Annotated in this window: 23 protein-coding genes; 12 read left to right on the top strand and 11 right to left on the bottom strand. The window is 61.8% G+C overall.

Features of this window, described 5'->3' with window-relative positions; genetic code table 11:
• Window positions 1-254 precede the first annotated feature (254 nt).
• Together CKW25_RS06960 and CKW25_RS06955 are read left to right on the top strand one after the other, a co-directional pair.
• Entirely contained in the window at window positions 255-980 is a 726-nt protein-coding gene (locus CKW25_RS06960) for a response regulator (protein ID WP_095078448.1), read from the top strand.
• The gene (locus CKW25_RS06955; RefSeq protein WP_095078447.1) at window positions 977-2,593 is read left to right on the top strand and encodes an ATP-binding protein; all 1,617 of its coding nucleotides are present in this window, start codon (window positions 977-979) and stop codon (window positions 2,591-2,593) included. The genes CKW25_RS06960 and CKW25_RS06955 overlap by 4 nt, the downstream gene beginning before the upstream one ends.
• A gap of 4 nt (window positions 2,594-2,597) precedes the next feature.
• Here the strand turns inward: CKW25_RS06955 and CKW25_RS06950 are convergent, their stop codons facing one another.
• Window positions 2,598-3,323, bottom strand: a complete 726-nt coding sequence (locus tag CKW25_RS06950; RefSeq protein WP_095078446.1) for a 4'-phosphopantetheinyl transferase — start codon at window positions 3,321-3,323, stop codon at window positions 2,598-2,600.
• Window positions 3,324-3,518: 195 nt separating this feature from the next.
• On the opposite strand from CKW25_RS06950, the gene CKW25_RS06945 reads away from it, so the two are divergent.
• The 3 genes from CKW25_RS06945 to CKW25_RS06935 all read left to right on the top strand — a co-directional run bounded on the left by CKW25_RS06945 (window position 3,519) and on the right by CKW25_RS06935 (window position 6,253).
• A complete protein-coding gene (locus CKW25_RS06945; RefSeq protein WP_095078445.1) occupies window positions 3,519-4,118 on the top strand; it encodes a hypothetical protein in 600 nt (199 codons plus the stop codon).
• A 114-nt stretch (window positions 4,119-4,232) separates the two neighbouring features.
• Window positions 4,233-4,910 carry a response regulator transcription factor gene (locus CKW25_RS06940; RefSeq protein ID WP_095078444.1) on the top strand — a complete coding sequence of 226 codons (678 nt, stop codon included), beginning with the start codon at window positions 4,233-4,235 and terminating at the stop codon, window positions 4,908-4,910.
• The gene (locus CKW25_RS06935) at window positions 4,907-6,253 is read left to right on the top strand and encodes an ATP-binding protein (protein ID WP_095078443.1); all 1,347 of its coding nucleotides are present in this window, start codon (window positions 4,907-4,909) and stop codon (window positions 6,251-6,253) included. Before CKW25_RS06940 ends, CKW25_RS06935 begins: the two co-directional genes overlap by 4 nt.
• Window positions 6,254-6,290: 37 nt before the next feature.
• Here CKW25_RS06935 and CKW25_RS06930 read toward each other — a convergent pair whose 3' ends face one another.
• Window positions 6,291-7,289 (bottom strand): AraC family transcriptional regulator, encoded by a 999-nt coding sequence (locus CKW25_RS06930; protein ID WP_095078442.1) that lies wholly within the window; start codon window positions 7,287-7,289, stop codon window positions 6,291-6,293.
• A 335-nt stretch (window positions 7,290-7,624) separates the two neighbouring features.
• On the opposite strand from CKW25_RS06930, the gene CKW25_RS06925 reads away from it, so the two are divergent.
• Together CKW25_RS06925 and CKW25_RS06920 are read left to right on the top strand one after the other, a co-directional pair.
• Entirely contained in the window at window positions 7,625-8,959 is a 1,335-nt protein-coding gene (locus CKW25_RS06925) for a dicarboxylate/amino acid:cation symporter (protein ID WP_095078441.1), read from the top strand.
• Between the two features lie 147 nt (window positions 8,960-9,106).
• Window positions 9,107-10,288 carry a CaiB/BaiF CoA-transferase family protein gene (locus tag CKW25_RS06920; RefSeq protein ID WP_095078440.1) on the top strand — a complete coding sequence of 394 codons (1,182 nt, stop codon included), beginning with the start codon at window positions 9,107-9,109 and terminating at the stop codon, window positions 10,286-10,288.
• A 156-nt stretch (window positions 10,289-10,444) separates the two neighbouring features.
• Here the strand turns inward: CKW25_RS06920 and CKW25_RS06915 are convergent, their stop codons facing one another.
• A complete protein-coding gene (locus CKW25_RS06915; protein ID WP_095078439.1) occupies window positions 10,445-10,939 on the bottom strand; it encodes a SprT family zinc-dependent metalloprotease in 495 nt (164 codons plus the stop codon).
• A 183-nt stretch (window positions 10,940-11,122) separates the two neighbouring features.
• Window positions 11,123-11,725: a Yip1 family protein gene (locus CKW25_RS06910; protein ID WP_095078438.1), complete on the bottom strand. Its 603-nt coding sequence runs from the start codon at window positions 11,723-11,725 to the stop codon at window positions 11,123-11,125.
• A gap of 313 nt (window positions 11,726-12,038) precedes the next feature.
• Here CKW25_RS06910 and ttcA point away from each other — a divergent pair, with 313 nt between their 5' ends.
• On the top strand, window positions 12,039-12,863 hold the full coding sequence (ttcA, locus tag CKW25_RS06905) for a tRNA 2-thiocytidine(32) synthetase TtcA (RefSeq protein ID WP_095078437.1): 825 nt from the start codon (window positions 12,039-12,041) through the stop codon (window positions 12,861-12,863).
• 68 nt (window positions 12,864-12,931) lie between these two features.
• On the top strand, window positions 12,932-13,603 hold the full coding sequence (locus tag CKW25_RS06900; protein ID WP_095078436.1) for a DNA-3-methyladenine glycosylase I: 672 nt from the start codon (window positions 12,932-12,934) through the stop codon (window positions 13,601-13,603).
• Window positions 13,604-13,714: 111 nt separating this feature from the next.
• Here CKW25_RS06900 and CKW25_RS06895 read toward each other — a convergent pair whose 3' ends face one another.
• From CKW25_RS06895 to arsC, 3 genes are read right to left on the bottom strand one after another with little or no spacing between them, the layout of a single operon-like run.
• A complete protein-coding gene (locus CKW25_RS06895) occupies window positions 13,715-14,140 on the bottom strand; it encodes a DUF2069 domain-containing protein (protein WP_095078435.1) in 426 nt (141 codons plus the stop codon).
• A complete protein-coding gene (gene wrbA, locus CKW25_RS06890) occupies window positions 14,133-14,756 on the bottom strand; it encodes an NAD(P)H:quinone oxidoreductase (protein WP_095078434.1) in 624 nt (207 codons plus the stop codon). Before wrbA ends, CKW25_RS06895 begins: the two co-directional genes overlap by 8 nt.
• On the bottom strand, window positions 14,753-15,106 hold the full coding sequence (arsC, locus tag CKW25_RS06885; protein WP_095078433.1) for an arsenate reductase (glutaredoxin): 354 nt from the start codon (window positions 15,104-15,106) through the stop codon (window positions 14,753-14,755). Before arsC ends, wrbA begins: the two co-directional genes overlap by 4 nt.
• Window positions 15,107-15,223: 117 nt before the next feature.
• Between arsC and CKW25_RS06880 the strand changes: the two genes are divergently transcribed.
• On the top strand, window positions 15,224-15,691 hold the full coding sequence (locus CKW25_RS06880) for a TlpA disulfide reductase family protein (RefSeq protein WP_095078432.1): 468 nt from the start codon (window positions 15,224-15,226) through the stop codon (window positions 15,689-15,691).
• A 149-nt stretch (window positions 15,692-15,840) separates the two neighbouring features.
• On the opposite strand, the gene CKW25_RS06875 is transcribed toward CKW25_RS06880, so the two are convergent.
• The 4 genes from CKW25_RS06875 to CKW25_RS06860 form a co-directional block, all read right to left on the bottom strand.
• On the bottom strand, window positions 15,841-16,245 hold the full coding sequence (locus tag CKW25_RS06875; RefSeq protein ID WP_095078431.1) for an META domain-containing protein: 405 nt from the start codon (window positions 16,243-16,245) through the stop codon (window positions 15,841-15,843).
• The gene (locus CKW25_RS06870) at window positions 16,245-16,679 is read right to left on the bottom strand and encodes a hypothetical protein (RefSeq protein ID WP_095078430.1); all 435 of its coding nucleotides are present in this window, start codon (window positions 16,677-16,679) and stop codon (window positions 16,245-16,247) included. Before CKW25_RS06870 ends, CKW25_RS06875 begins: the two co-directional genes overlap by 1 nt.
• An 81-nt stretch (window positions 16,680-16,760) precedes the next feature.
• Window positions 16,761-17,750: a 2-hydroxyacid dehydrogenase gene (locus tag CKW25_RS06865; RefSeq protein ID WP_095078429.1), complete on the bottom strand. Its 990-nt coding sequence runs from the start codon at window positions 17,748-17,750 to the stop codon at window positions 16,761-16,763.
• 65 nt (window positions 17,751-17,815) lie between these two features.
• Window positions 17,816-20,566 carry a response regulator gene (locus CKW25_RS06860; protein ID WP_095078428.1) on the bottom strand — a complete coding sequence of 917 codons (2,751 nt, stop codon included), beginning with the start codon at window positions 20,564-20,566 and terminating at the stop codon, window positions 17,816-17,818.
• Window positions 20,567-20,784: 218 nt separating this feature from the next.
• Here CKW25_RS06860 and CKW25_RS06855 point away from each other — a divergent pair, with 218 nt between their 5' ends.
• Together CKW25_RS06855 and CKW25_RS06850 are read left to right on the top strand one after the other, a co-directional pair.
• A complete protein-coding gene (locus tag CKW25_RS06855; protein ID WP_095078427.1) occupies window positions 20,785-21,507 on the top strand; it encodes a response regulator transcription factor in 723 nt (240 codons plus the stop codon).
• Complete coding sequence (locus CKW25_RS06850; RefSeq protein WP_095078426.1) at window positions 21,494-22,873, top strand: sensor histidine kinase; 1,380 nt, start codon at window positions 21,494-21,496, stop codon at window positions 22,871-22,873. Before CKW25_RS06855 ends, CKW25_RS06850 begins: the two co-directional genes overlap by 14 nt.
• Window positions 22,874-22,891: the final 18 nt, after the last annotated feature.

The raw sequence follows: 22,891 nt of genomic DNA, 5'->3' as shown, positions 1-22,891 counted from the left end.
GTGTAGGCCGCGACCTTGCTGGGGTAGACCGTTTGTCACTGTTTTTTACCCTGGGAAATAGCCTGGGGCGGATTTTTGCGGGCGCGAACCCTACCACAAAATAATGCAGTTACCGAGCGCATTTGCCAGCTTGTGTTCTCGAGGGGAGGCGTTGCTACAATCGGCTGCTGCCCATGCAGTTTTATCCACGCCAATCATTACAAAAAGACGGGTGGATTCTTCCTTAATAGTGTTCTGGCAAGCAGAGGTCACCCGTGGAGCAAGAAGCCTGGCAGGTATTGATTGTCGAGGATGACCAGCGCCTGGCTGAGTTGACTCGTGAGTACCTGGAAAGCAATGGACTGCGTGTTGCCATCGAAGGCAATGGCGCGTTGGCGGCGGCGCGGATCATCGACGAGCAACCGGACCTGGTGATCCTTGACCTGATGCTCCCCGGCGAAGACGGTTTGACGATTTGCCGCAAGGTTCGTGATCGCTACGACGGACCGATCCTGATGCTCACCGCACGTACCGACGACATGGACCAGATCCAGGGCCTGGACATGGGGGCCGACGACTACGTGTGCAAACCGGTACGTCCACGCTTGTTGCTGGCGCGTATCCAGGCGTTGCTGCGGCGTAGCGAGGCGCCCGAGCCGGCGGCTCCCGAGAAGCTCCGTCGTTTGCAGTTCGGCCCGTTGGTGGTCGACCACGCGTTGCGCGAGGCCTGGCTGCATGGCAACGGCATCGAGTTGACCAGTGCCGAGTTCGACCTGCTGTGGCTGCTGGTAGCCAACGCCGGGCGGATTCTGTCCCGCGAAGAGATTTTTACCGCACTGCGCGGCATTGGCTATGACGGCCAGGACCGCTCCATCGATGTACGCATTTCCAGGATCCGCCCGAAAATAGGCGATGACCCGGAACACCCGCGCCTGATCAAGACCATTCGCAGCAAGGGCTACCTGTTCGTTCCCGAAGCCTGTGCAGACCAGCCCCTGTGAACTCGATCTTCCTGCGCATCTACGGCGGCATGTGCGCTGCGCTGATACTGGTGGCCGTGCTCGGGGTGCTGGCCTTGCACCTGCTCAATGAGGTGCGCAGCGAGCAATACCGGGAGCGACTGGCCCATGGCACGTTTTCGCTGATGGCCGACAACCTGCGGCCGATGAACGAGACCGAGCGTCATCGGGCGCTGCTGGTGTGGGAGCGTTTGCTGGGCATTCCGTTGAGCGTGCAGACCTTCAGCCAGACGGATCTCGACCTGGGGCAGCGCACCCGTGTGCTGCGTGGCCAGGCGCTGGTGGAGCAGACAGGCCCGCACGCGGCCAAGGTCTACCGCCTGGTCAGCGACAAGGAGCAGTTGGTGCTCACCGGGGAGGTGCAGCAGATCAGCGAGCAACTGGCGCGGGCGACTATTTACCTGCTGGCCGACGAGTTGGTGCGCTACCCGGTGGCTGAACAGCCCAAGCGCCTGGAGTCCTTGAAGAGGGACAAGGGGTTCGGCTTCGAGCTGAACCTGGTCACGGTGGACCAGGCCGACATGGACGAGGACCAGCGACGTCGTGTGTCCGAGGGCGACACGGTGATGGCGCTGGGCAAGGGCGGCGATTCGATCCGGGTATTTTCCGGGATGGTGGGCACGCCGTGGGTACTGGAAATCGGCCCGCTGTATCAGATGAACCCTTATCCGCCGGAGTGGCTGATCTTGATCGCGGCGCTGGGGCTGAGCCTGATCGGCTTGATCGTCTATTTGCTGGTGCGACAACTGGAGCGTCGGCTCAGTGGCCTGGAGTCGGCCGCGACGCGAATTGCCAAGGGCAGCCTGGAGACCCGGGTGCCGACACGTGGCGCGGACTCGGTCGGCCGCCTGGCAGCCGCCTTCAACGGGATGGCCGAACATCTGCAGCAACTGCTGGCAATTCAGCGCGAGCTGGTGCGCGCGGTGTCCCATGAACTGCGCACGCCCGTTGCGCGATTGCGTTTTGGCCTGGAAATGATCGGTTCGGCAACCACGCCGCAGGCGCGCGACAAGTACCTCGAAGGCATGGATCACGACATCCAGGACCTGGATGGCCTGGTGGATGAAATGCTCACTTATGCGCGACTGGAGCAGGGCTCGCCGGCACTGAACTTCCAGCGGGTGGACCTGGATGCCCTGATCAATCAGGTGATCAGCGAGCTGGCGCCGCTGCGGGCCAACGTGACGGTGCAGCGCGGACTGTGCCTGTCGGCGGCCGATTGTGACGGTGCCTGGGTCGAAGCCGAACCGCGCTATCTGCATCGTGCGCTGCAGAATCTGGTGGGCAACGCCATGCGTCATGCCCAGGCGCAGGTCTCGATCAGTTATCAGGTGGGCCAGCAACGGTGTCGCGTCGACGTCGAGGACGACGGCCCGGGCGTGCCGGAAAGTGCCTGGGAAAAAATCTTCACGCCGTTTTTGCGCCTCGACGACAGCCGCACCCGAGCCTCGGGTGGTCACGGGCTAGGGTTGTCTATCGTGCGCCGAATCGTGCACTGGCACGGTGGCCGGGCATTGATCAGCAACAGCAAAAACCTGGGCGGGGCGTGTTTCAGCCTGAGTTGGCCGCGCAATCAGGAAAAAGCCGAGCGCTGAGGGTTCAGGCCTTGATGCTGACCAGGCTCAGCAACTGCCCGTCCTTCATCCCGAACTGCGCGTCCAGCTCCTTGCCGTTATGCCACTCACTGGACAGGTCCGTCAGCAGGCGCAGGCGTACATGCCCGTCCTCAGTCCACTCCAGCACCTGTGCATGCTCGAAGTAGAAGCGTTTTTGCACGATGGGGTAGAGCGCCTTGAATAGGCTTTCCTTGACTGAAAAGGTCAGGGTGACCCGTAACGCCCGTTGCTCCCGGCTATCTGCCGCCATGCGCTCGAGTTCGCAAGGGGTGAGAATCTCACCGGCCAGGCGCTCGGCGCGTTCGGTGCTGAGCAGGTTTTCCAGGTCCATGCCCAGGCCTCGCCACTGCGCCTTGTGGGCAACGATCGCGGCGGCCCGGCCGGTGCTGTGGGTGATCGAGCCGCATATGTGTGCTGGCCAGACCGGTGCACGATCCTCGCCAATGGCCGGTACACAGCCCAGCCCTTCCAGTTGCTGCAGTGCGGCGCGTGCGCACACCCGTCCGGCGAGAAACTCGGCCTGACGCTTGGCGACCGAGCGCTGGATACTGGGGGGCGGCTCGATGGTGCAGCGGCGGAAATCCTCGTATTCCAGGCGGGACGAATCGAACCGGGTACTGAGCAATACCGTGCCGGGCAGTGCATCAGGCAACGGCCAGTGGGCGTCGAGGGGCGTGCAGCAAGCGGGGATAGGGGGGAGCGAGTTCATATCGGCATTTTGCCGGGTTGGCCTGGGGCTGGATAGCCCTGGGGTGCGTGATCCTTCGGCAGGGGCCCGCGCAGTGGATTCAGCGCCGTCGAACTCGTTCAGCCGAGGTTCAGCGCGTGTTCAGGAGGAGTTCAGTGGTGGGTGGTTAACCTGCACGCATCCCCCTACAGCACGATGCGAACGAGGAAACACACTATGACTACTTTCAAGAAACTGATCCTGGCCATGACCGTACTGGGCGCCAGCGCCGCTGTTCAAGCCGCTGACGAAAACTTCGCCAGCCTGACCCTGGGCCAGACCAGCGACAAGGTCAGCAAATCCAGTTCACTGAACCGCAACCTGAATCACCCGAACACCGATGGCGTGATCAGCAAGGACACCACCTGGGGTGTGCGTCTGGGTCAGCAAAACGATGAGCGTCGGTACTATGCGACCTATGACAACGTATCCGGCAGTCATAACGGCATCAAATTGCGCCAGGAAAACCTCCTGGGCAGCTACGATATGTTCCTGCCAGTGACCAGCACCACCAAACTGTTCGGCGGCGGCACCGCCGGCCTGACCAAGCTGACCCAGGACTCGCCGGGCTACAGCCGCGACAGCGACATCGGCTATGCCATGGGCGTCCAGGCCGGTATCTTGCAACAGGTTTCGAAGAATGCGTCGGTAGAACTGGGTTACCGTTACCTGCGCAGCAATGCCAGCACCGAAATGAGCACCCAAGGTAGCAAGCAGGGCTCGTTGAGCCTGACCAGCAGCGCACAAACCTACCTGTCCGCCAACTACGCGTTCTGATATCCGGGTACCATCGAACCGCGCCGGATCAACCTTTGGGCGATCTGGCGCGGGTGTGTCAGCAAGCTGGGTGCGGGGCACCCGTGGAGACGTTGATTTGCCTGGGAGAGCGTTATGAAACTACTGGTCGTCGAAGACGAGGCGCTGTTGCGTCATCACCTGCACACTCGCCTGACCGAAAATGGCCACGTGGTGGAGCCTGTTGCCAACGCCGAAGAGGCCTTGTACCAGTCCGGCCAGTTCAACCATGACCTGGCGGTGATCGACCTGGGCCTGCCGGGCATGAGTGGGCTGGATCTGATTCGCCAGCTGCGGTCTCAGGGCAAGACCTTCCCGATCCTGATCCTCACCGCGCGCGGCAACTGGCAGGACAAGGTCGAAGGCCTGGCCGCCGGAGCCGACGACTACGTGGTCAAGCCGTTCCAGTTCGAAGAGCTGGATGCGCGGTTGAATGCGCTGCTGCGCCGTTCCAGTGGCTTCACCCAGTCGACCATCGTCGCCGGGCCGTTGCTGCTGGACCTCAACCGCAAGCAGGCGAGTCTCGACGACCAGCCGTTGGCGCTCACCGCCTATGAGTACCGAATCCTCGAGTACCTGATGCGCCACCATCAGCAGGTGGTGGCCAAGGATCGCTTGATGGAGCAGCTCTACCCGAATGACGACGAGCGCGATCCGAATGTGATCGAAGTGTTGGTCGGGCGCTTGCGGCGCAAGCTGGAGGCGCCGTCCGGCTTCAAACCGATCGAGACCGTGCGGGGCCTTGGCTACCTGTTCAATGAGCGCTGCAAGTGATTCGTTCGCTTCGGCTACGGCTGATGCTGGCCGCCACCACCTTGGCGGTGTTGTTCATGTTGGCGCTGTTGCCGGCGATGCAAGGCGCCTTCAGCCTGGCGTTGCAAGACTCGATCGAGCAGCGCCTGGCCTCGGATGTCACCACCCTTATTTCTGCGGCACGGGTTGAAAACAACTTGCTGCAGATGCCCTCGCAGTTGCCGGATGAGCGCTTCAATTTCGCCGACAGCCGCCTGCTGGGCTACATCTATGACCGCGAAGGCCATCTGGTCTGGCGTTCGCGGGCCACTCAGAACGAGAACATCGACTACAAGCCACGTTACGACGGACGCGGAAATGAATTCGCGCGGATTCGCGATGACAGCGGCCAGGAGTTCTTCGTCTATGACGTCGAAATCAAACTGCTGGGTGGCAAGAGTGCGGCGTTCAGTATCGTTGCGCTGCAGCCAGTGCGTGAATACCAGCAGACCCTTGAGGGGGTGAGGGAGAATCTCTACCTGGGCTTTGGCGCAGCGTTGCTTGTGTTGCTCGCGTTACTCTGGATCGGCCTTACCTGGGGCTTGAAGGCATTGCGGCGCTTGAGCCAGGAATTGGACCAGATCGAAAGCGGTGAGCGCGAAAGCCTCAGCGAGGAACACCCGCGGGAACTGTTACGCCTGACCGGTTCCCTGAACCGGTTGCTGAGCAGCGAGAGGGAGCAACGCAGTCGCTACCGTGACTCTCTGGACGACCTGGCCCACAGCCTGAAAACCCCGTTGGCGGTGCTGCAAGGGGTCAGCGAAGACATGGCCCAGCGACCTGAAGACCGGGAACAGGCGTGGGTGCTGCAATCGCAGATCGAGCGCATGAGCCAGCAAATCAGCTACCAGTTGCAGCGCGCCAGCTTGCGTAAAAGTGGCCTGGTGCGTCATCAGGTCCAGTTGCAGCCGGTGCTCAAGAGCCTGTGCGATACGCTGGACAAGGTCTACCGTGACAAACGGGTCAAGGCCTCATTCGACCTGCCTGCCTCGTGCCATGTACCGATCGAGCAGGGCGCCTTGCTGGAAATGCTCGGCAACCTGCTGGAAAACGCCTATCGCCTGTGCCTGGGCGAAGTGCACGTCAGCCTGCGCCAGACATTGGCAGGGATCGAGTTGTGCGTGGAAGACGACGGTCCGGGTGTCCCCGTGGATCAGCGAGCACGAATTCTGCAGCGTGGCGAACGGCTGGACCGTCAGCATCCGGGGCAGGGTATTGGTCTGGCGGTGGTCAAGGACATCATCGAAAGCTATGGCGCGCAGTTGACGCTGGGGGATTCTGACCTGGGTGGCGCGGCGTTCCGGATTCATTTCCCGGCGCTGTGAAGCCCACCTCGCTACGGGAGGGGGGCCATGATCATCCTCAGTTCTCCTGGGCCCGATAGGCCCCCGGCGTTAACCCGGTCCACTTCTTGAACGCCCGGTGAAACGCCGAGGGCTCCGAGAAACCCAGCTGCTCGGCGATCTGTTGCAATGACAGGTCGGCGCGGCTCAGGTGATAAATCGCGATGTCGCGACGTAGCTGATCCTTCAACTCCTGAAAACTCGAACCTTCCTCACGCAAATGCCGACGCAATGTTTGCGGGCTGATGTGCAGGTGCGCGGCAACGGCCTCCAGATCCGGCCAGCGAGCACTGTCGCGGCTGAGCAGGCGTCGTAGCTGGCTGCTCAAACTGTCGCCGTCATCCGGTCGCGACAGCAGGTCGGCTGGCGAGTGCTCAAGGAAGTGCTTGAGGGTCCGTTCGTCCTGGAGCAGGGGCATGGCCAGGTAGCGACTGTGAAACAGCAGGCCGCTGTGTTCGGCGCCGAACGCCAGCGTGCAGGGAAACAGCAGGTCGTATTCGGCGCCGTGCCCGGGTTTCGGGTAGCTGAAGCAGGCTTGCTCCAGGCGAATGCGCTGGCCGATCAGCCAGCTGCCCAGGCGATGCCAGATCACCAGCAGGCTTTCAGTGAGAAAGTGATCCGGATCCAGAAGCTGTGAATCATCCAGGCTCAAGCGCACCCATTCGCCTTCGCGGCTCAGGGTCAGGCTCGGCGCGTCGGGGAACAGGCTGTAGAACAACAGGCCGCGTTCCAGTGCTTTTTCCAGATTGCGGCAGTGGATCAGGGCGTGACACATCATGGCGAAGGTGCCGCGCTTGCTTGGGCGGCGGGCGAGCCCCAGGTACTCGTCGTCCAGCGCCAGCCACAGGCCTTGCAGCAGGGCCGTGAACTGCTCCGGTGCGATCCGGGCACGGGGTTCGTCGAGCAGTTCGGCGCTGATCCCGAGCCTGTGCAGCAGGCTTGAACAGTCGTAGCCAGCCCGGCGCGCGCCACCGGTGGCCGCACGAGCAAAATGACTGGCAATGGTGCGTTCGCGCATGGGGGGTGGTCCGTCCATTGAGTGGCGGATCTTAGCCATCACCCCGGGGTGGGGCAAGGCGGATATCCGCCAAATTGTAGGACGGGGTTCGGTGGGTGGGCGGGAATCCGCCATCGGCAACGACGCGGTCGGCAAGGGAAGATTTGCTGCAGCCCTTGTAGCAAAAGGCTTTCGAGGGTTTTTTGAAAGATGGCGCGGGGTTTGCACTAGAAGCGAGAGGTCTGCCAGCGTGCAGCTCGACACAACAAATCCCTCCAGTGCAGGAGGGTTCGCACGGTAGGCGTCGCTTGCATCAGATGGATGATTGCAGCGCGGTGCTCTTGAGGAACTTTGCAATGACGACTCGTCAGCCACTGTACAAATCCCTGTATTTCCAGGTGATCGTTGCCATCGTTATCGGCATTTTGCTCGGTCACTTCTATCCGCAGACCGGGGTGGCGCTCAAGCCACTGGGTGACGGGTTCATCAAACTGATCAAGATGGTCATCGCACCGATCATCTTCTGTACCGTCGTCAGCGGTATCGCGGGCATGCAGAACATGAAGTCGGTCGGTAAAACCGGCGGCTACGCGTTGCTGTACTTCGAAGTCGTTTCCACCATCGCGCTGCTGATCGGCCTGGTCGTGGTCAACGTCGTGCAGCCGGGCAACGGCATGCACATCGATGTGTCGACGCTCGATGCCTCCAAGGTCGCCGCCTACGTCACTGCCGGTAAGGACCAGAGCATTGTCGGCTTTATCCTCAATGTGATCCCGAACACCATCGTTGGTGCCTTTGCCAACGGCGACATCCTGCAAGTGCTGATGTTCTCGGTGATCTTCGGTTTCGCCCTGCATCGCCTGGGTGCCTATGGCAAGCCAGTGCTGGACTTCATCGATCGCTTTGCCCACGTGATGTTCAACATCATCAACATGATCATGAAGCTGGCGCCCGTCGGTGCGCTGGGTGCCATGGCCTTCACCATCGGCGCCTACGGTGTCGGCTCGCTGGTGCAGCTGGGGCAACTGATGATCTGCTTCTACATCACCTGCGTCCTGTTCGTGGTGGTGGTACTGGGCGCGATCTGCCGCGCTCACGGTTTCAGCGTACTGAAACTGATCCGCTACATCCGTGAAGAACTGCTGATCGTGCTGGGCACTTCCTCGTCCGAGTCCGCACTGCCGCGCATGCTGATCAAGATGGAGCGCCTGGGCGCACAGAAATCGGTAGTGGGCCTGGTGATCCCGACGGGTTATTCGTTCAACCTCGACGGCACTTCGATCTACCTGACCATGGCGGCGGTGTTCATCGCTCAGGCGACTGACACTCAAATGGACATCACCCACCAGATCACCTTGCTGCTGGTGCTGCTGCTGTCTTCCAAAGGTGCTGCGGGCGTGACCGGTAGCGGCTTCATCGTGCTGGCCGCCACCCTGTCCGCCGTAGGCCACCTGCCGGTTGCCGGCCTGGCGCTGATCCTGGGTATCGACCGCTTCATGTCCGAAGCCCGCGCCCTGACGAACCTGGTGGGCAACGCGGTTGCCACCCTGGTCGTGGCCAAGTGGGTCAAGGAGCTGGACGAAGACAAGCTGCAGGTCGAGCTGGCTTCCGGTGGTCGCGGTATCTCCGACACCCGTGAAGTCGACGACCTGGGTGTGGCTGAAGGCCCAACCCCGACTTCCGTGAAGTAATTCACCCAAGTCGATGAAAAAACCCGCTACGGCGGGTTTTTTCTTGCCCCTGATTTGAGCGCAACGGTCACTCGCGCTGATGCTAAAGGTGATTGCCGCCGGGCCATCGTCTGCCTAGGCTTGAGGTATCGCTCAAGGAGAAGGTTTATGCAGGGTCCATTGGCATCACTCAAGGTTCTGGATTTCTCGACACTGTTGCCGGGGCCGTTTGCCTCGCTGTTGCTGGCGGACATGGGCGCCGAGGTAGTGCGCATCGAGTCGCCGACCCGCATGGACCTGTTGCGGGTATTGCCGCCCCACGACCAGGGCACCTCGGCCAGCCACGCCTACCTCAATCGCAACAAGCGCAGCCTGGCGCTGGACCTCAAGCAGCCCGAGGCGCTGGAGGTGGTCAAGCAGTTGCTGCAAGACCATGACATTGTCCTGGAGCAATTTCGCCCCGGCGTGATGGAGCGCCTGGGGTTGGGCTATGAGGCGTTGAAGGCGATCAATCCGCGGCTGATCTACGTGTCGATCACCGGCTATGGCCAGACCGGTCCGTACAAGGATCGCGCCGGGCACGACATCAACTACCTGGCGCTGGCGGGAGTGGCCAGTTACACCGGGCGAAAGGACAGCGGGCCATTGCCGCTGGGGATTCAGGCGGCGGACATCGCCGGCGGATCGCTGCACGGTGTCATCGGCTTGCTGGCGGCGGTGATTGCCCGCCAGCACAGCGGGCAGGGCCAGCACCTGGATGTGAGCATGACCGATTGCGCGTTCAGCCTGAATGCGATGGCGGGTGCGGGTTACCTGGCGTGCGGCGTGACGCCGGGGCGCGAGGAGCAGATGCTCAACGGTGGCAGCTTCTACGACTACTACAGCACGCGCGACGGACGCTGGTTGTCGGTGGGCAGCCTGGAACCCGGCTTCATGCAGCAATTGTGTACGGCGCTAGGCCAGCCGCACCTGGCGGCGCAGGGATTGTCGCCCCGGCCCGAAGAGCAAAAGGCACTGAAGCTGGCGTTGCAGATCGAGTTCGAGAAACACGACTTCGCCGAGCTGTGCCAGTTGTTCGCCGGGGTCGATGCGTGCGTCGAGCCGGTCTTGAGCCTGGCCGAAGCGGTGGAACATCCCCAGCTCAAAGCGAGGGAACTGCTGACTCAGGTGCCCCGCAGTGACGGCAGCACACAGGCGCAGATGGCCTGCCCGTTGAAATTCTCCGAGGGGCTGCCTGAACCTCGACATATTGGTGCGGCACTGGGGGCGCATACCGATCAGGTGCTGAGTGAGTTGGGGTACAGCCAGGAACAGATTGCAGCGCTGCGCCGTGCCAGGGTCGTTGTTTAGTGCCGGTCAGGCCCCCACAGGGCTCCTTGTGGGAGCAACGATCCTGATCACAGGCATCGTGGCAAGCTCGCTCGCCACAGGGAAGTGTTCACACTTGATTGAGTGGGATGAGTGCATACGCGCGCAGAGGGGGAGCATTGGTCATTGCCAATCCCGTTATTCAACCCGCATCTCGCCACTGAACACCAGTGTGCCGCGGCACTGCCGGCACAGATAGCGTCGTCCCTGGCGCACCAGGCTGTGGCGCTGGGCTGAAAACGGGAAGTCGCTACGGGCACACGGGCAGCGGTAGATGTAGCGGGTCACGCTGCGGCGTTTGACGGCGTAGGTGTGGCAGCGGTTGGGCGGCAGTTCATAGACGCCGCGCATGATCAGTTGCCACTCCTCGCCGTGAGGGGCAATGCGCTCACCGAACAATTGGTGGGCGATCAGGTGGGCGACTTCGTGGGCCACGGTCTGCTTGAGGAAGTCTTCGGTGTTTTCCCGATACAGTTGCGGGTTGAAGCGCAGCAGGTTCTCATGCAGATGGGCAACGCCGGCCTTCTGGCCACGCAACTTGAGGCTGACCACCGGGCGCTTGAAGGGGCGTTTGAAAAAGGATTCGGCTTGTTGGAAACAGTCTTCGACACGGGTATTGAGTTGCTCGGGCATGCTTGGCGGTTCTCCAGAGGCGTCGAGTATGCTGCAAACCGCGTGCATTGCGAATCGCTCAGGTACCGAGTGGTCGTGGTCCAATCAAAAGGCCGCCTTGCGGCGGCCGGTGATGGCAGATCCTGATTTGTATTATCGGCGGCATCCCTGGCTCGCTCCAGTTGCCCGCGGTGATCGCCCGTTTTAGTTGGTATAGACCGGACCGACGCCCAGGCCCCAGACAATCACGGTGAATGCCATGATCGCAACCAGCACCACCAGCCCTACGGCGAGCACTGAACTTGAAAACAGAAAACCCTCGTCAGATGGAATGTTCATGAAGGTCGGCAACCCCACGTACAGCAGGTAAACCGTGTAGCAGATCGCTGCGGTGCCGACGATCATGCCCAGCCACATGTGTGGATAGAGCGCCGCCAGGCCCCCGATGAACAGCGGTGTGGCGGTGTAGGTGGCAAACGCGACGCAGCGTGCCAGGCTCGGGCTGGCGTCATAGGTGCGGGCCATCCAGTGGATGAACGCGCCCATCACCGCGACCCCACCAAGCATCGCCAGGTACGACATGATGGTCATCCACAGTGCGCTTTCCATGGTCAGCATGACCGGTGCGCGACTGCCAATGACCCAGCCCACCTGGGTCGTGCCGATAAACGCGGAAATTGCCGGTATCGCCGCCAGAATCAGCGTGTGAGTGAGGTACATGTGGCTGATGCTTTCCTCTTGGTCGCCACGAATCTCTTTCCATTCTTGATCTGGGTGGGTGAAAAGCCCCACGACGTGATGGATCATAATCAGTCACTCCTTCGTGATTGCTATCGCCCCCCAACGGAGCGCCTACAGGCCATTGGCCAAGTCAGTACAGGTCTTCAGGTGCATGCGACCTTATGTCGCAGTATAGAAAGGACTGGATAGGGCGGGAGCAGGGCCTTTAGAGCAAATTGCGCTGTAAATCCGGGGGTTAATCGCTGCACTGCATGACAGCACACCAGGTAGTGGCCTACCTGATATCAGTGGCGCGTCAGGACGCGCGGAACTCTTCGCCCACTCAGTATTTTTGCGTAAAATGCGCACCTTTCGTCACACCTCGCGGATTTCAAGCGCCATGGGCACTCTTACGGTCAACCAGAACAAACTGCAGAAACGTCTACGCCGGCTGGCCGGTGAAGCCGTTGCCGACTTCAACATGATCGAGGACGGTGACAAGGTCATGGTCTGCCTGTCCGGTGGCAAGGACAGCTACACCATGCTCGACGTGCTGATGCACCTGCAGAAGGTGGCACCGATCAAGTTCGACATCGTCGCGGTGAACATGGACCAGAAGCAGCCGGGCTTCCCTGAGGATGTGCTGCCGGCCTACCTCAAGGCGCTGGGCGTGGAGTACCACATCGTCGAAAAAGACACCTATTCGGTGGTCAAGGAACTGGTGCCGGAGGGCAAGACCACGTGCTCGCTGTGCTCGCGCCTGCGCCGTGGCACGCTCTACACCTTCGCCGACGAAATCGGCGCGACCAAGATGGCCCTCGGTCACCACCGCGACGACATTGTCGAGACCTTTTTCCTGAACATGTTCTTCAACGGTTCGCTCAAGGCCATGCCGCCGAAACTACGTGCCGATGACGGGCGCAACGTGGTGATTCGTCCGTTGGCCTACTGCAATGAGAAAGACATTCAAGCCTACTCGGACTTCAAGCAATTCCCGATCATTCCGTGCAACCTCTGTGGTTCCCAGGAAAACCTGCAACGCCAGGTGGTCAAGGAAATGCTTCAGGAGTGGGAGCACAAGACCCCCGGCCGTACCGAAAGCATTTTCCGCAGCCTGCAGAACGTGATTCCGTCGCAGTTGGCGGACCGCAACCTGTTCGACTTCACCAGCCTGCGTATCGACGAAACGGCGGCGTCGCGGTTCGTGAATGTGGTCAACCTCTGATTCAATGGACGGTTACGCTCTGACGGCGCTCATGGGCGCCGTTTTTATTTCTTTGCTCAGGAGAGGGCATGCGCGATTACAAGTGGCTGCACGAATACTGTCTGAACCGGTTTGGCTCGGCGGCCGAACTGGAAGCCCACCTGCCCGTGCCCAAGACGGCGGAACAACTGCGCCAGATCAGCGATGACCGCTACTTGTCGACCCTGGCCCTGCGTGTGTTCCGTGCCGGGCTCAAGCACAGCCTGGTGGACGCCAAGTGGCCGGCGTTCGAAGAGGTGTTCTTCCGGTTCGACCCGCAGAAGGTGGTGTTGATGGGCGCCGAACACCTGGAACGGCTGATGCAGGATGCGCGGATCATCCGCCACCTGGGCAAGCTCAAGAGCGTGCCACGCAATGCGCAGCTGGTGCTGGACGTCGCGAAAGAGAAGGGCAGTTTTGGCGAACTGATTGCCGAGTGGCCGGTGACGGATATCGTAGGCCTGTGGAAATACCTGGCCAGGCATGGGCATCAGTTGGGTGGCCTGTCGGCGCCGCGCTTTCTGCGGATGGTGGGCAAGGATACCTTTGTGCCGACCTTTGACGTGGTCGCGGCACTGAACGCCCAAGGGATCATCGACAAGGCGCCTACCAGCCAGCGGGACCTGGCGACGGTGCAGAATGCGTTCAACCAGTGGCATGCAGAGAGTGGCCGGCGGATGTGCCAGATTTCGATGATGCTGGCGTACACCGTCAATCATTGAGACCGCGCCGCCTTCATCGTGAACCCGCTCGCTCCCGCAGGGTGATCGAGTGTTCACACAGGGTGTGCCCACTGCAGAACCCTATGGGAGCAAGCGTGCTCTGGCGTCAGGTCAGGCGACCGCAGGCTCGCCTTCGCCCGCCAGCTTGCGGTTGAGCTGGAAGCGCCAGCGCACGTACAGCAGCGCCGAGCAGAACACCGTCAGGCTCGCGGCCATTTCCAGCAGGCCGAACAGCTGGCGATTGGGGTCAAACGCGGCAGTCGCACCCTTGATGAAGTACAGGTTCACCACAAAGCACATCCACGAATGCCCGCGGGCACTGCCACTGATCATGCCAGGTGCCAGCAGCACCAGCGGCACCAGCTCGATCAGCAGGATGACCCATGGCCGGGCGCCATGCAGGTCGGCAAACACCAGGTAGTAGGCGCACAGCAGGCCAACCAGGCCGAAAAAGCACAGCAGGCTGGCGGCACGGCTGAACCGTACGCGGGGTTCCAGCCACTCGATGGAGGGCAGGATCTTGGGCTTTTTAGCCACGGTTGCTCTCCATTGGCTGACGGCTTTCCAGCTTTTTCGCGGTTTTCGCCAGGCGCAGGCCCAAGGCCCGGCACAAGGCGACTTCGTGTTGATCCAGGCCGCTTTTACCGTCGGCTCCGGCGTGATGACTGGCGCCATACGGCGTGCCGCCACCCTGGGTTTCCAGCAAGGCCGATTCGCTGTAGGGCAGGCCGGTGATCAGCATGCCGTGGTGCAGCAAGGGCAGCATCATCGACAGCAGGGTGGTTTCCTGGCCGCCATGCAGGCTGGCGGTGGAGGTGAAGACGCCTGCCGGTTTACCGACCAGCGCGCCGGTCAGCCACAGGTTGCTGGTGCCATCGAGGAAATACTTGAGCGGTGCGGCCATGTTGCCGAAGCGGGTCGGGCTGCCGAGGGCCAGGCCCGAGCAGTTTTTCAGGTCGTCGAGGCTGGCGTACAGCGCACCTTCGTCGGGAATGTCCGGCGACACGGCTTCGCATTCGGTGGAGATTGCCGGGACGGTGCGCAGGCGCGCTTCCATGCCGGCCTGCTCGATGCCCCGGGCGATCTGGCGGGCCATTTCATTGGTCGAGCCACTGCGGCTGTAATACAGCACCAGAATGTACGGCGCGCTCACGGCACCAGCTCCAGCACGCTCTCGGGCGGACGGCCAATGATGGCTTTGTCACCGACCTCGAGGATCGGTCGCTCCATGAGCTTGGGGTGTTCGGCGATGGCGGCGATCAATTGCGCCTCGCTCAGGCTGCTGTCGGCCAGGTTCAGGGTCTTGTACTCGTCTTCACCGGTGCGCAGCAATTGCCGGGCACTGATCCCCAGCTTGCCCAGCAGGCTTTGCAGCTGAGCGGCATTGAGCGGGGTTTCCAGGTAGCGGACCACGGTCGGCGTCAGCCCACGGGCTTCCAGCAGTTCCAGCGCACCGCGGGATTTCGAGCAGCGCGGGTTGTGATAAAGCGTCAGATCGGTCATGAGCGGGTCGCTTCTTGCGTAAGGTGGCGGCTATTCTACCCGCGCGGCGAGCAGTCCTGAACCTTCGGTGGCAATGGGTCGCAAGCAGTACCTATTTTTTGAGTAAGGATCAACCCGATGACAAGGCGATTGACGGCAGCACTGGCACTTTGCACAACCTTGCTGCTCAGCGGTTGTGGTTACGATTATGGCACCGATCAACTGGGGCGGAAGGTGGCGTCCGAGCGCCTGGATGGCCAATGGCTGGTGCTCAATTACTGGGCCGAATGGTGTGGCCCGTGCCGCACGGAGATCCCTGAACTCAACACGCTGGCCGAACAGCTCAAGGGTCAGAAGATCGATGTCTTCGGGGTCAATTTCGACAATGTGCAGGGCGAGGAGCTCAAGAGCGCCAGCAGCAAGCTCGGTATCGCCTTCACGGTCCTGGCTCAGGACCCGGCCGAGCGGTTTGAGCTACCGCGCAGCGAAGCGTTGCCTGTGACCTACATCATCGACGACAAGGGCAAGGTGCGTGAGCAACTGATGGGTGAGCAGACGGCGGCGGGAGTGATGGCCAAGCTCAAGGCATTGCAGGCGACGAACTGAGTGTGGCGTTGAGGTTGTACTTGTAGGAGCGAGCGTGCTCGCGATGAACTCAAGAGCAACGCGTTTAATCAGAAAGTACGCGTTGTCATTAACGTCCATCGCGAGCACTCGAGCGTCGACTGGCTGCTGCTACAAGGGCCGGCGTTCGCTTAACCCTCTTCAGGCCACCAGCGCAGCGGTTTGCCTTCGGCCGGCCAGAAGCGTAGCTGTTCGATCGGCGAGATGTCCCAGCGTTGCACGGTTTCCAGCGCTTGCAGGAAGCGTTTTTCCTGCTCCATCAGGGCCGGAGCACACAGCTTGCGGGTACTGCCGACCTTGCCGAAACTCAGCTTGTCGCCCTCCAGGGTGTAGGGGGCGAACCAGTGGTTGCAGCCGCCGTTGCCATAGGCCCGGCCGTCTTCACCCAGGGTGATGGTCAGGTGGCTGTAATCGATCAGCGGACGCTCACCGATCCACTCCAGGATGTAGCTGCGATCCTGCTGCAGTTTTACCGGTTCAGCGGCACAACCCAACAAGCCCGCGCCTGCCATACCGGCCAGAACGAGGTGTTTCATCACGCCGGCTCCTGGCATTTCGGGCAGCGGTGCTTTTCACCGGCAGTGGTCCAGCCCAGCTCGGCGATGCGCGCAGTGGCGGCCGGCTTTTCAGCCTTGTTGCCCAGCTTGGCGTCGACCGCGAACTCGAAGCTCAGCTCCTTGGTGCAGTTGTCGCAGTTCACCTGCCAGGTGTGAATGGCCAGTTCGCCAAACACCGGACCGCTGGCCACGGCTACCCACTGACCCATTGGCTTGAGCAGGTGACGGACGTTTTCGACGGTCAGGCGCATGGACAAATCCTTGCTGCCCTTGAGGGTGACCAGCAACACGTCATCGGCGCGAATCGAGCCACCGTTGCCGGTGACCTGATAGCGTCCCGGTGTCAGTGCGCGGCATTCGGTCAGGGTGTGCTGCGGGTTCATCAGGTTGTAGCGGAAATCGTGTTCGACCATGGGTCCTCCAAATATGGCCGATATGCTAGCACGCGAAGGCGTGGCGCATGGCCCACGGATGCGACCTTCGATCAGTCCGGCTCAACCCTCGACCAGGTTGTGCGGGGTACCCGCCGCCCAGTCACTGATGTTGCTCAGGGTCGTGGCGGCAATGGCGGCCAGGGCTTCGCGGGTCAGGAAAGCCTGGTGGGCGGTGACGATCACGTTGGGGAACGTCAGCAGGCGCGCCAGCACGTCGTCCTGCAAGGGCAGGTCGGAGCGGTCCTCGAAGAACAGCTGGGCCTCTTCTTCGTAGACATCCAGCCCCAGATAGCCCAGTTGACCGCTTTTCAAGGCCTCGATCAGCGCTGGGGTGTCCACCAGCGCGCCGCGCCCGGTATTGATCAGCATGGCGCCGGGTTGCAGGCGGGCCAGTGACTGACTGTTGATCAGGTGTTTGCTTTCGCTGGTCAGCGGGCAGTGCAGGCTGATGATTTGCGCTTCGGCCAGCAGTTGCGGCAGTGGCAGGTAACGGGCCCCGAGGGCCTGGACTTCAGGGTTGGGGTAAGGGTCGTAAGCCAGGAGCTGGCAGCCGAAGCCGGCCATGATCCTGGCGAACGTGGCGCCGATCTGCCCGGTACCGACCACCCCCACGGTCTTGCCGTGCAGGTCGAAACCGGTCAGGCCGTGCAGGCTGAAATCACCTTCGCGGGTGCGGTTGTAGGCGCGGTGCAGGCGCCGGTTCAACGCCAGTATCAGGGCCACGGCATGCTCGGCAACGGCGTGGGGTGAATAGGCTGGCACGCGCACGACGTTCAAGCCCAGGCGTTTCGCCGCCGCCAGGTCGACGTGGTTGTAGCCGGCCGAGCGCAGGGCAATCAGCCGCGTACCGCCGGCCGCCAGGTGCTCCAGTACGGGCGCACTGAGGTCGTCATTGATAAAGGCGCAGACCACCTCGAATCGCTCGGCCAGGGCCACGGTGTCCAGGCACAGGCGTGCCGGCTGAAAGTGCAACTCGATACCGGCGTGCGCGGGGGCGGCAAGAAAACTGTCGCGGTCGTAGGTCTGGCTGCTGAAGAGAATCGTGCGCATGGTCGGGTCCTGGTTCTGTATGCCCTGAGTTTAACGGCCAATGAGCGCAGCGCCATTGCGCTGGGTCAGGCACTGATACGTGCTTGCGTGGCCAGGCGATTGATCGCCCGTTCCAGATCATCCAGCGCCGCCTGGGCCTTGGGGTCGTGCTGCTTGAGCAGGGTTTCGCTGCGTTGGCACGCCGCGCGCAATTGGGGAACGCCGCAATAGCGGGTGGCTCCGTGCAGGCGATGGACGCGTTCGATCAGGGCGTTTTGATCACGGCTATCGCGGGCCACGCGAATGGCCTCACGGTCGGAGTCCAGCGACGCCAGCAACATGGCCAGCATGTCGGCCGCCAAGTCAGCCTTGCCGGCCGCCAGTCGCAGGCCTTCATCGGGGTCGAGTACCAGCAGGTCGCTGTTGGAGCCGTGGGTGTCGGCCCGTTCCGGAAGGTGTTTGTGCAGCGCCAGCCCGGTCCATTTCAAGACCACTTGTGCCAGCTGGCGCTCACTGATGGGTTTGGTCAGGTAGTCGTCCATGCCGCTTTGCAGCAAGGCGCGTTTCTCGTTGGCCATGGCGTGGGCGGTGAGGGCGACAATGGGCAGTGGCGTGCAAGCCCGTTCGCTTTCCCATTGGCGAATCGCTTCGGTGCTTTGGCGCCCATCCATGCCGGGCATCTGTACGTCCATCAATACCAGGTCGAAGGTTTCGTTCTGCACGGCCTTGATCGCGGCGTAGCCACTTTCGACGGCCAGCACCTTGCCTCCCATGTCTTCGAGCAAGGTCTGCACCAACAGCAGGTTGGCCGGGTTGTCGTCTACGCACAGCACTTTGGGCGCGCGGCTGGACACCGGCTCCCCCGGGTCGTTGCGGACCTGGCGCGGGTTGACCAGGTCGGAGAGTGCGCGGCGCAGCTTGCGGGTGCAGGCGGGTTTGGCCTGCAACTGGCTGTGGGGGTTGGGCACGGAAAGGTGGAACAGCGTCTGTTCGGTCGTCGGGCACAGTACCAGCACCTTGCAGCCCAGGTGCTCGAGGTCCCAGATGTGCTGGTTGAGCCGCTCCGGCGGCATGTCATTGGAGGTGATGCCCAGCACCGCCAGGTCGATCGCCTGATCGGTCTGATGAGCACTGGTGACGCCGTTGCTCAGGCTTTCCAGGGTATTGAAGGTCGTGACCGCCAGGCCACAGTCTTCCAGTTGATGTTGCAAGGCCTGGCGTGCCAATTCGTGGTTTTCCAGCACCGCAATGCGTCGCCCGAGCAGTGGCAGGGCCGGCAGGTCCTCGGCATCGTCGCGGGCTTTGGGCAGGCTCAGGCTGATCCAGAACTCCGAGCCTTCGCCCGGTGTACTGTCGACACCGATCTCGCCCCCCATCTGCTCGATCAGGCGCTTGGAAATCACCAGCCCCAGGCCAGTGCCACCGGGTTGTCGGGACAAGGAGTTGTCGGCCTGGCTGAAGGCCTGGAACAGCGCGCGGACATCCTGGTTCGACAGGCCGATACCGGTGTCCTGGATGCTGATGCGCAACTGCACGCTGTCTTCGTGTTCATCTTCGAGCATGGCGCGGGCAACGATGGTGCCTTCGCGGGTGAACTTGATCGCGTTGCTCACCAGGTTGGTGAGGATCTGCTTGAGGCGCAGCGGATCGCCCACCAGCGACAGCGGTGTATCGCGGTAGACCAGGCTGACCAGTTCCAGCTGTTTGGCGTGAGCGGCGGGGGCGAGGATGGTCAGGGTGTCCTGCAGCAGGTCGCGCAGGTTGAACGGAATGCTGTCGAGCACCAGCTTGCCGGCCTCGATTTTCGAGAAATCGAGAATTTCGTTGATGATGCCCAGCAGGCTGTCGGCGGACTTTTCGATGGTGCCCAGGTAGTCGAGCTGGCGCGGTGTCAGTTCGCTTTTTTGCAGCAGGTGGGTGAAACCGAGGATGCCATTGAGCGGCGTGCGGATCTCATGGCTCATATTGGCCAGGAATTCGGACTTGATCCGGCTCGCTTCCAGGGCCTCCTTGCGGGCCAGGTCCAGCTCGATGTTCTGGATTTCGATGGTTTCCAGGTTCTGGCGTACATCTTCGGTGGCCTGGTCGATGCTGTGCTGCAACTCTTCCTGGGCATTTTGCAGGGTGCTGGCCATGCGGTTGATGCCCGAGGCCAGTTCGTCCAACTCCTGGCTGCCGAGCGGCGGCAGGCGGGTTTCGAGATGGCCTTCCTTGAGCAGCGCCACGGCCTGCTTGATGCTGTGGAGCGGGGTATTGATCGTTTTGCCCATGCGCAAGGCGAGCAGTGCGGTACAGATCAAGCCAGCGACAATCAACAGCAGGCTGGCGAACAGGCTGCGATAGCCGCGCAGCAACATGCCGCTATGGGAAAGCTCCAGTTCGACCCAGCCCAGCAACCGTTCGGCTTCATCCGGGATCACATCGCCGGCCAGGTTGCGATGCTTGCCGAACACCGGCAGCAGGTAGCGGGTGGCGTCGTTACCGGTACGTTGGCGCATGTGCGAGCCGTCACCGCTCGGCGCCGGGTTGAGCATCAACGGGCCGGCGTGGGCCACCAGTGTGCGGTCCGGGGCGAGAAACGACACGGCGCGTACGTCTGGATGCTCCAGTGCCTGCGTGGCGATGCGCTCCAGCAGTTCTTCATCCTGGTGGCTCATGGCCGGCGCCACCAGGGGCGCCAGTTGTTCGGCGATCATTTCACCCCGTTGCAGTAGCTGGGTCTGCAGATCGGACAGTTGCATCCAGGTGAAATAGCCGCCCAGGACCAGGGCCATCAGGCTGGTCGGCAACAAGGTCAGCAAGAACACGCGACCTTTGATCCCCAGTTTTTTCAGCACGCCACTCTCCTGCTATCACGCTGCTCATCAATGACCGATGCGTGCATCCGGCACGCCGCACCTGCGCAGTGTAGCGATTTGCCGGCGGGCAATCTCGGCAAAATATCCACGGTGTTGTCACCCGTCGATCGTCTTTGGCAACCAAGACTAAAGGAGCGGGTTGCTCGCGGCGGGGCAATCTTGAATAATCGGCGATTGAGAATGACTTGCAGAAGCTAATGACTCCCGTATCTGTTGGCTGCCCACGTATCCTGGCGATCGAAGACGACCTCGTGCTCGGTGCTTATATGCATGAGCATCTGGGGCGTTGCGGTTTTCAGGTCACCTGGTGCCAGAACGGCAACGACGGCCTGGCGATGGCCCGCGCCCAGGCATTCGACGTGGTGCTGATGGACATTCTGTTGCCGGGCATGGACGGGCTGTCCGTATTGACCAACCTGCGGACCCGCGATTCAACGCCCGTGCTGCTGATGTCGGCGCTGGGGGCTGAAGCGGACCGCATCAGCGGCTTTCACCTGGGGGCCGATGACTATTTGCCCAAGCCCTTCAGCATGGCCGAGTTGCGGGTGCGCATTGAAGCCATTCTGCGGCGTGTCGCGCTGGATCGTCGGCATGTGCCGCCGGTGGTCAACACGCAAGCCCACAACCTGCGTTATGACGACGAACTGTGCGATGTCCACTACGGTGAGCGGTGGGCGGGCCTGACCCGCAGCGAGTACCGCTTGCTTGAAACCCTGCACCGCAATGGCGACGAAGTGCTCAGCAAGGCCTTCCTTTATCAGCACGTGTTGCAGCGCGGCTACGCGCCCCATGATCGCAGCCTGGACATGCACATCAGCCAGATCCGCCGCAAACTCAAGGCCATTGGCTACAGTGAGCGCGAAGTGCGGACGGTGTGGGGCAAAGGTTATGTCTTGAGTGCCCTCGATGAAGTGGCCTGACGTTCCGGGCAAGCATTCGCTGTTCTGGAAACTGGCTTTTTTACTGGTTGCCTTCTGCCTGCTGATGATCTGGCTCAGCTGGTCGTGGGGGCTCTACATGGAAAAGCAGGACCAGTTCCTGTCGGATGAGGCCCGAGGCACTCTGACGCGCTATGCCGCCGAGGCCGAGCAGGCGTGGTTGCAGCGACAGAGCAGCGGCGTCGATGACTGGCTGCAGCATATGCAGCAGCGCGAAGCCGGTTGGGTAGGGGTCATTGGTGGCGACCTGCAGTCCTTGAGCAGCCAGGCGCTGACGGACAAGGAAATCCAACGCCTGACCTTTTTGCGCGGCCTGGATTGGCCCATCCATAACAAAGGCATGCCGTGGCTGCGGGTGCCGTTTCCCAGTGATCCCTCTGTCGGCAGCCTGGTGATCGAACTGCCCCAGCGGTTCATGCCAGGGCGCTACAAGGTATTCTGGCGCGTGATCACCAATGGCGTGATTCCCGGGCTGTTCACCTTGCTGCTGTGTGTCGGGCTGTATCGGTTGCTGGTCGTCCCGCTCAACAACCTGCGTGAACAGGCCAACGCCTGGCGTGCCGATCAGTTGGGCGTACGCCTGTCGAGCCAGACGACCAATCGCCAGGATGAACTGGGCGAGTTGGGTCGAGCGTTCGATCACATGTCCGAACGCCTGCAAAGTACGGTGGTCTTGCAGCAACAACTGTTGCGTGACCTGTCCCATGAGTTGCGCACACCGCTTAGCCGTTTGCGAGTGGCCAGTGAGAGCGAGCAGGACCTGGCGCGGTTGCGCGAACGCATTGGCCGTGAAGTCGATGGCATGCAGCGACTGGTCGAAGACACCCTGCAACTGGCCTGGCTGGACACTGAGCGGGCACCGCTGCCGGATGAGGATATCCAGATTCAGGCCTTGTGGGAGATGCTCACGGAAAATGCCTGCTACGAAAGCGGCTGGCCCGCGGGGCAACTGCACTGCAGCGTGGATGCCTCATGCTGGGTCCGCGGCAATCTCAATACCTTGGCCCAGGCCCTGGAAAACCTCTTGCGCAACGCCATTCGTCACTCTCCGGCGGGCGGCATTGTCCGCCTCGACGGGCGGTGCGACGGTGATTACTGGCTGTTGCGGCTTGAGGATCAGGGCGGTGGCGTCGCCGAACGGGACCTGGAGCGCATCTTTGATCCGTTCACCCGGCTCGACGGCTCACGGCCGGGCAACGGCGGGTTTGGCCTGGGCCTGAGCATTGCGCGCAATGCCGTGCAGCGACAGGGCGGGCGCCTGTGGGCGGAGAATGCGGGGCAGGGGTTGCGGCTGAATATGCGGTTAGTGGCTCATTTACCTGATAAAGAAGCCTCACTCGCTCGGTAGTAACCTGAAAGATCGTGG

Source organism: Pseudomonas sp. Irchel s3h17 (assembly GCF_900187505.1).
Lineage (GTDB): Bacteria > Pseudomonadota > Gammaproteobacteria > Pseudomonadales > Pseudomonadaceae > Aquipseudomonas.
This window is presented reverse-complemented; position numbering and strand designations above follow the sequence as displayed.

Coding starts and splice junctions, on each gene's coding strand:
- CKW25_RS06875 (WP_095078431.1), bottom strand. CDS start 16,245: ATGAAACACCTCGTTCTGGCCGGTATGGCAGGCGCGGGCTTGTTGGGT.
- CKW25_RS06940 (WP_095078444.1), top strand. CDS start 4,233: ATGAAACTACTGGTCGTCGAAGACGAGGCGCTGTTGCGTCATCACCTG.
- CKW25_RS06950 (WP_095078446.1), bottom strand. CDS start 3,323: ATGAACTCGCTCCCCCCTATCCCCGCTTGCTGCACGCCCCTCGACGCC.
- CKW25_RS06910 (WP_095078438.1), bottom strand. CDS start 11,725: ATGATCCATCACGTCGTGGGGCTTTTCACCCACCCAGATCAAGAATGG.
- CKW25_RS06920 (WP_095078440.1), top strand. CDS start 9,107: ATGCAGGGTCCATTGGCATCACTCAAGGTTCTGGATTTCTCGACACTG.
- ttcA (WP_095078437.1), top strand. CDS start 12,039: ATGGGCACTCTTACGGTCAACCAGAACAAACTGCAGAAACGTCTACGC.
- CKW25_RS06925 (WP_095078441.1), top strand. CDS start 7,625: ATGACGACTCGTCAGCCACTGTACAAATCCCTGTATTTCCAGGTGATC.
- CKW25_RS06870 (WP_095078430.1), bottom strand. CDS start 16,679: ATGGTCGAACACGATTTCCGCTACAACCTGATGAACCCGCAGCACACC.
- arsC (WP_095078433.1), bottom strand. CDS start 15,106: ATGACCGATCTGACGCTTTATCACAACCCGCGCTGCTCGAAATCCCGC.
- CKW25_RS06880 (WP_095078432.1), top strand. CDS start 15,224: ATGACAAGGCGATTGACGGCAGCACTGGCACTTTGCACAACCTTGCTG.
- CKW25_RS06855 (WP_095078427.1), top strand. CDS start 20,785: ATGACTCCCGTATCTGTTGGCTGCCCACGTATCCTGGCGATCGAAGAC.
- CKW25_RS06850 (WP_095078426.1), top strand. CDS start 21,494: ATGAAGTGGCCTGACGTTCCGGGCAAGCATTCGCTGTTCTGGAAACTG.
- CKW25_RS06865 (WP_095078429.1), bottom strand. CDS start 17,750: ATGCGCACGATTCTCTTCAGCAGCCAGACCTACGACCGCGACAGTTTT.
- CKW25_RS06945 (WP_095078445.1), top strand. CDS start 3,519: ATGACTACTTTCAAGAAACTGATCCTGGCCATGACCGTACTGGGCGCC.
- CKW25_RS06915 (WP_095078439.1), bottom strand. CDS start 10,939: ATGCCCGAGCAACTCAATACCCGTGTCGAAGACTGTTTCCAACAAGCC.
- CKW25_RS06930 (WP_095078442.1), bottom strand. CDS start 7,289: ATGCGCGAACGCACCATTGCCAGTCATTTTGCTCGTGCGGCCACCGGT.
- CKW25_RS06900 (WP_095078436.1), top strand. CDS start 12,932: ATGCGCGATTACAAGTGGCTGCACGAATACTGTCTGAACCGGTTTGGC.